The 7,408-nt window shown below is 74.4% G+C and carries 3 protein-coding genes; all 3 read right to left on the bottom strand.

Annotation, left to right across the window (positions count from 1 at the left end):
• A partial coding sequence (locus tag AC2CHE_RS26205) for an amino acid adenylation domain-containing protein (protein ID WP_484507508.1) occupies nt 1-3,200 on the bottom strand: 3,200 nt, incomplete at its 3' end.
• On the bottom strand, nt 3,197-6,184 hold the full coding sequence (locus AC2CHE_RS26200) for a type I polyketide synthase (RefSeq protein WP_484507507.1): 2,988 nt from the start codon (nt 6,182-6,184) through the stop codon (nt 3,197-3,199). The genes AC2CHE_RS26200 and AC2CHE_RS26205, both read right to left, overlap by 4 nt.
• 1 nt (nt 6,185) lies before the next feature.
• The coding region (locus tag AC2CHE_RS26195; RefSeq protein ID WP_484507506.1) for a beta-ketoacyl reductase at nt 6,186-7,408 on the bottom strand (1,223 nt) is incomplete at its 5' end.

Genomic DNA, 7,408 nt, shown 5'->3' with positions numbered 1-7,408 from the left:
GCGCGGCGCGGCACGACCGGTGCGCCGGTCACCGGGCCGGTCGTCGGCCGCGCGCCGCGCTCGCGCAGCTGGGCGGCGAGGGCGGCGACGGTCGGGTGCTCGAAGACCACCCGCAGCGGCAGCTCCATGCCGACGACCGGGCGCAGCCGCGTCACGACCCGGGTGGCCAGCAGGGAGTGACCGCCGAGGGCGAAGAAGTCGTCGTCGAGACCGAGCCGCTCGATGCCGAGCAGCTGGGCGAAGACCTCGGCGACCAGGTGCTCCAGCGGGTCACGCGGGGCCCGGTAGGGGGTCTCCGATCCGGAGCGGCCGTACTCCGGCTCGGGCAGCGCGGCCCGGTCGATCTTGCCGTTCGGGGTGAGCGGGAACGCCGCCAGGTGCACGAAGGCCGAGGGCACCATGTACTCCGGCAGCCGCTCGCGCAGGAACGCCACAAGCTGGGCGGCGGGCACGTCGGCGGCGGCGAGGTAGGCCACCAGCCGGGTGTCGCCGGCGTGCTCGCGGGCGGTCACCACTGCCGCGCCGAGCGCCGGATGGGCGGCCAGCACCTCCTCGATCTCGCCGAGCTCGATGCGGAATCCGCGGACCTTCACCTGGTGGTCGATCCGGCCCAGGAACTCCAGGCCGCCGTCGGCGCGACGGCGTACCAGGTCGCCGGTGCGGTAGAACCGGCCGGCCGGGGTGGCCAGCTCGACGAAGCGCTCGGCGGTGAGGTCGGGGCGGTGCAGGTACCCGCGTGCCAGCCCGGTGCCGCCGATGTACAGCTCGCCGGGAACGCCGGGTGGCACCAGCTGCCCTCGCCGGTCGAGGACGTGCAGGTCGGTGTTGGCCACCGGCTCGCCGAGCAGGATCGGACCGGCACCGACCTGTCCGACCGCGGACCAGACGGTGGTTTCGGTCGGGCCGTACATGTTCCACAGCTGCGCACCGCGCGGGCGCAGCGCGGCGGCCAGGCCCGGCGGCAGGGCCTCGCCGCCGCACAGCATGCGCAGTCGCGGCGAGCCCGCCCAGCCGGACTCGACGAGCATCCGCCAGGTCGACGGCGTGGCCTGCATGATCGTGGCGCCGGTCCGGTCCAGTACCCGCGCCAGCTCCTGGCCGTCGGCGGCCACCGTGCGCGGCACCAGCACCACGCGGGCACCGGTCGTCAGCGGCAGCAGCAGCTCGAGCACCGAGATGTCGAAGGAGAGACTGGTGACGGCGAGCAGCACGTCGTCGCGGTCGATCCCCGGCCGCTCCCGCATGGAACGCAGGAAGTTGCCCAATGCCCGGTGCGGTATCTGCACGCCCTTGGGGCGGCCGGTCGACCCGGACGTGTAGATCACGTACGCGAGGTCCTCGTCGGCGACGTCAACGGCGGGCGGCTGCACCGGCTGCCCCGTCAGCTCGCCCTCGATCGCGCCCAGGCACGCCACGACGGCGGCCCCGGCCGGCACCCGGTCGCGTACCGCGGACTCCGTGAGCACCAACGGCGCCCGCGAGTCGTCGAGCATGAACTTCAGCCGGGCGCGCGGGTAGTCCGGGTCCAGCGGCAGGTAGGCGCCGCCCGCCTTGTGTACGGCGAGGATGGCGATGACCGTCTCCGGCGAACGCCGCAGGCAGAGGCCGACCAGCACGTCGCGGCCGACACCTCGCCCGCGTAGCCAGTGCGCGAGCTGGTTGGCGCGCCGGTCCACCTCGGCGTAGGTGAGGGGGCGGTCCTCGAAGCGGATCGCCTCAACCTCGGGCGTCTCGCGCGCCCGGCGGGCGATCCGCTGGTGCGTCGGGTCGCCGGCCGGCCAGTCGCGCCGGCTGTCCGCGCCCAGGGCCAGCAGCGCGGCCCGTTCCTCGTCGCCGAGCAGCGGCAGCGCCCCGATCGGGGCGTGGGGGTCGGTCGCCGCGGCGGTGGCGAGCCGGCTCAGGTGGCCGGCCATCCGCTCGATGGTCGCGGCGTCGAACAGGTCGCTGTTGTACTCGATCAGCGCGTTCACGCCGAGGTCGGCGTCGTCGACGAGCTGCAGTTCCAGATCGAACCGCGCCGCCCGGCTGCGCAGCGGAAGCCGGGCGATCCGCAGTCCGGCCACCTCGACGGTCGGCACCGGCTGGGTCTGGTAGGCGAAGCTGACCTGCACCAGCGGGGGCCGGCTGAGGTCGCGGGCCGGTTTCACCTCCTCCACCAGCCGGTCGAAGGGAACCTGCTGGTGGACGTACGCCTCCAGGCAGGCGTCCCGGACCCGGTCGAGCAGCTCGGCGAAGCTCGGGTCGCCGGTGAGGTCGGTACGGATCGGCAGGGTGTTGACGAAGAAGCCGATCAGTCCTTCCAGCCCGGCCCGTTCCCGGTTGGCGACCGGGACACCGACGACCAGGTCGTCCTGCCCGGTGTAGCGGTGCAGCAGGATCTGGAACAGGGCGAACAGCACCATGAACGGTGTGGCGTCGCGCGCCCGCCCGACGGCGACGAGGTCCCGGAGCGCGGCAGCCGGGAGGTCGAAGTGCCAGGAGTCGCCGTGCGACGAGGTGACGGGTCGGCGCGGGTGGTCCAGCGGCAGTTCGAGCACCTGTGGCGCGCCGGCCAGCCGTGCGGTCCAGTAGCGCAGGTCGTCGACGTCGGTCGGTTCGTGTTGCAGGGCCTCGCCGTACTGGATCGGCAGGGGTGGCAGTGCGGCCGGGCGGCCCTCGCGGTACCCGGCGTAGAGCGCGGCGAACTCGGCGAACAGCACGCTCACCGACCATCCGTCGGCCAGGATGTGGTGCAGGACGACGATCAGGTGGTGTTCCTCGTCGGCGACCCGTAGCAGCCGCAGCCGCATCAGCGGCCCGGTCGCCAGGTCGAGCGGTGTGGTGACGGCCGCGGTCACCCGGTCCGTGAGGACGTGGTCGGGCGCGCCGCGCAGATCCTCCTCACCGACGTCGATGGTCACGCTCGGCGCCACCACCTGGACCGGTTCGCCGTCGCGTTCGACCACCGTGGTACGCAGCGACTCGTGCCGGGCTACCAGGTCCGCGACGGCGGCGCGCAGCGTCGTGCGGTCGAGCGGACCGCACAGCCGGACGGCGGCCGGTATCAGGTAGGCGGTGGTGCCGGGGTTGAGCCGCTCGAGGAACCACAGGCGGCGCTGCATGGCCGAGAGCGGATAGGTCTTCTCCCGATCAGCGAGACGCCTCGCCAGGCGGGCACGCTGTTCCGGCGAGAGGCCGGCCAGCCGTTCGCGCAGGCTCATCGGCCGTCCTCCTCGGCGAGCAGGGCCTGTAGCTCGTCGGCGGGCAGACGTTCCAGCTCGGCGAGCAGCGCGTCCGTCGGGTCCTCACTGGCCGGACCACCGGCCGTCGGACCGTCGCTGGCCGCGTCGCTGGCCGTCGGGGCGTCGCTGGCCGGGTCGCCCAGCAGGGTCAGGATCTGTTCCGCCACCCGGCGGACCGACGCTCCCTGCAGCAGCCCGGCGATGGGCAGCGTGACGCCGAACTGGGTGCGGATCTGGTTGCGCAGCCCCATCGCCATCAGCGAGTCCATGCCTAGCTCCAGGAACGGCTGATCGAGCCCGACCCGGACGGCCGCGACGGCTGACCTGCGGCGCGTGGCGGAGCGGGAGCTCAGCGCAGCGCCGACACCGCGGGCGAGCTGCCCGGCGAGGACGTCGAAGCGCTCGGCCGGTGGCAGCGCCAGTAGCGCCTCCCGGGTGAGCAACGGTCCCCCGGCCGGCGACTGGTCGGCCTGCGCGGCGGGCGGCGGCGCGGGCAGGTCGGTCTCCTCCGCCGACTCGTACCAGTGCCGGGTCCGGACGAACGGCGTGGTCGGCACCGGCACCCGGGTACGCCGGTAGCCGCGGTCGAACCCGCGCCAGTCCACGTCGGTGCCCTGCCGGTACAGCTCGGCGAGCGTGCCCAGCATGGTCTCCCAGTCGTCCGCACCCGCCCGCAGGCTGGGCAGGCGCAGCAGGTCGTCGCCCGGGCCGAGGTCGTCGAGCAAGGTGGCGTCCGGGCCGATCTCGAGGAAGCGGTGGTGCCCGGTACCGCGCAGCGTCGCCACGGCGTCGGCGAAGCGCACCGCTCCCCCGGCCAGCCCGCTCCAGTGCTCGGCTCCCGGCGCGCGGTCCCAGGGCTGCAGTTCACCGGTCAGGCTGGACACGAACAGGATGCGCGGCGGAGCCTGGCCGATCTCGGCCACCGCCCGGCGGAACGCGTCGAGCCGCGGGGTCCCCGCCTCGGCCAGTCGCGCCCGCTCGGTCACCAGTCGCAGCGCTCCCTCCAGTTTGAGCGCTCCGGCGGTGCAGGCCGCCGCCACCTCGCCGAAGCCGTGGCCGAGCACCGCGGCCGGTTCCACCCCCCAGCAGCGCCACAGCTGGGCGAGCGCGTACTGCACGGCGAACAACGCCGGCTGCGCCCGGGTCGGACGGCGGAGGTCGGCCGCGTCCGGTCGCTCCGGGAACAGCACCGGCAGCAGCGGCTCGGTCAGCAGCTCGTGGCACCGCTCGATCGCCTCCCGGAACACCACGGAGGTCTCGTACAGGGCGCGGGCCATGCCGGGGCGTGCGGCGCCGTCGCCGCTGAACAGGAACGCCACCTCGGGGTCGCGGGCCGCGGCGGGTGCGGGCTGCTCCGTCGCCCCGGCGAGCGCCGCGTCCAGCTCCTCGGCGGTACGTCCCACCACCGCGAGCCGGTGGGCGAAGTGCATCCGTCCCGTGTTGGCCGACCAGCAGTGGTCCGCCACCCGCGCCGGCGTGGCGGCGAGCACCTCGCGGTGCCGGGCGACGAGCGCGCGCAGGCCCTCCTCGCTGCGGGCCGACAGCGCGAGAACGGACATCGGCCGGCGGTCGTCGGCCTCCACCGGCTGCCGTCGCGGGCCCTCCTCGACGAGCAGGTGGACGTTGGTGCCGCTGAGCCCGAAGCTGCTCACGCCGGCGATCCGGCGGCCGTCGCGGGGTGCCCACTCGGTGAGCCGGGTCGGCACGGTGAACGGCGGACGGTCCACGCCGATGAGCGGGCTCAGCCGCTCGAAATGCAGGTGGGCGGGGATCGCCCGATGGCGCAGCGCCAAGATCACCTTGATCAGCCCGGCCACCCCGGCCGCCGCCTCCAGGTGGCCGAAGTTCGTCTTCACCGAGCCCAGGTGCCACTCCGCGCCCGGTTCCGCCGGGTAGACCTCGGCCAGCGCCTCGGCCTCGATGGGGTCGCCCAGGGTCGTGGCGGTGCCGTGCGCCTCGACGTAGGAGACCTGGTCCGCCCGGACGCCCGCCCCGTCCAGGGCGCGGCGCAGCAGGTCACGCTGGGACATGACGTTGGGGGCGGTGAGGCCGGTGCTGCGGCCGTCCTGGTTCATCGCGCCGCCGCGGATCACGGCCAGCACGTCGTCGTCGGCGGCGAGCGCGTCGGAGAGGCGCTTGAGCACCACCATGCCGCACCCCTCGCCGCGGACGAAACCGTTCGCCGCGGCGTCGAACGTCCGGCACCGGCCGTCCGGCGCCATCATCCCGAACTGCGAGAAGCCGATCGTTGGAAGCGGGGAGAGCAGCACGTTCACTCCCCCGGCCAGGGCCGTGTCGCACTCGCCGGAGCGGAGACTCTGGCAGGCCAGGTGCACCGAGACCAGCGAGGAGGAGCACGCGGTGTCGACCGACACCGCGGGGCCGCGCAGGTCGAGCAGGTAGGCGAGCCGGCCGGAGACGATGCTGTGCGCGTTGCCGGTCATCACGTACGGCGTGATCTCGTCCGGCCGGCGGAAGTTGCGGAGCGCGTAGTCGTTGCCGAGCACGCCGATGAACACGCCGGTGCGGCTGCCGGCCAGCCGGGCGTGGCCGGCGTGCTCCAGCGCCTCCCAGGCGACCTCCAGTACCAGTCGCTGGTTGGGGTCCATCGCTTCGGCCTCGCGCGGCGAGATGCCGAAGAACGCGGCGTCGAACTCGTCGATCCGGTCCAGGAAGCCGCCCCAGCGGGTAGTCATCGTCCCCGGACGGCCCACCTCGCTCTGGTAGAAGGCGTCGACGTTCCAGCGGTCCGGCGGGGTCTCCTGGATCGCGTCCACGCCCTGGGAGAGCAGACGCCAGTACGAGTCGGCGTCCACCACGCCCCCTGGGAAGCGGCAGCCGAGGCCCACCACGGCGATCGGCTCGGTCCGCTGTTCGCGGGCCGCGGCCAGTTCGCGTTGCAGCTGGTCGATCGCCACGAGGGCGCGCTTCAACGTGGCGGCAGAGGTGTCCGCAGCGGTCATCTCAGGCTCTTTCGTCGGCGGTGTCATGGCGGGTCCCCTCGATGGACTGGAGGCGTTGCAGGAGCAGCGCCTCGACGTCGCTGTCGCTCAGCGCGTCGACGTCGAGGACCGGCTCGGACGCCGCGGGCGGTACGGGCGGTGCGGGCAGCGTGGTGTCGTCGGCGGGCACCGCGTCCAGGGGTATCCCCATCTGCTCGGCGAGGAACGGCGCGAGCGCGTCCACGGTGGGGTACCGCCAGGCGAGCGTGGCCGACAGCGGGGTGCCGACGAGCGTCTCCAGTCGCCTGCGCAACTCCAGCGAGAGCAGGGAGTCGAAGCCCATGCCGGCGAGGGGGATGCTGGTGTCCACCCGGTCCGGGGCCTGCTTGAGCACCCGGCCGACCTCCTCGCGGCAGCGGCGCAGCAGCAGATCGCGGCGGCGGCGGCCCGGCTCCACGGCGAGCAGCGCCCGGTGCAGGTCGTCGCGGCGTTCCCCGGCCGGCGTCGGCGACGACTCGGCCGGCTGCAGGGCCTGCTGCGCCTCGGGCAGCTCGTGCAGCAGGGGCCGGGGACGCGCGATGGCGTACGCCGGGGTGAACAGCGACCAGTCCACGTCGGCCACCACGGCGGTGGGCGTGCCCGCGCCGAGCGCCCGGTCCAGCTCGGCCAGGGCCGGCTCGACGGGCATCAGCCGTAGGCCGCGGCGCGCCAGCTCGTCCTCGTGCGCGTCGTGGGCCTGTCCGGCCGCCCACGGACCCCACTGCACCGACAGCGCCGGCAGTCCCCGGGCGTGGCGGTGTTCGGCGAGCGCGTCGAGGTAGGCGTTCGCCGCGGAGTAGGCGCTCTGGTATCCACTGCCCCACACCCCGGTGATCGAGGAGAACAGGACGAAGGCGTCGAGCGGGCCGGTCAGCAGCTCGTGCAGGTGCAGGGCGCCGGCGTCCTTGCCGGCGACGACCCGCTCCAGGTCGGCGGCGGTGGTGTCGGTGAGCGGCTTCACCAGCGAGACGTCACCCGCGACGTGGAACACCGAGCGGACCGGGTCGCCGTCGGCGGACAACCGGTCGAGCAGCGCGGCGAGCTGCGCCCGGTCGGCCACGTCGCAGGCCGCGACGGTGACCCGGGCGCCGAGCGTGGTCAGCTCGGTCTCGAGGGCGGCCGCCCCCGGCGCGGCCGGACCACGCCGGCTGGTGAGCACCAGGTGCTCGGCGCCAGCGCGGGCGAGCCGGCGGGCCAGCTCGGCGC

This window comes from Micromonospora sp. ATLC16 (assembly GCF_057196645.1).
The sequence above is the reverse complement of the archived record's forward strand: the minus strand, read 5'-3'. Positions and strand labels throughout refer to the sequence as shown.

What these genes read in the sequence shown, in the direction of transcription:
- AC2CHE_RS26200 (WP_484507507.1), bottom strand. Translation starts at nt 6,184, where the DNA reads ATGACCGCTGCGGACACCTCTGCCGCCACGTTGAAGCGCGCCCTCGTG.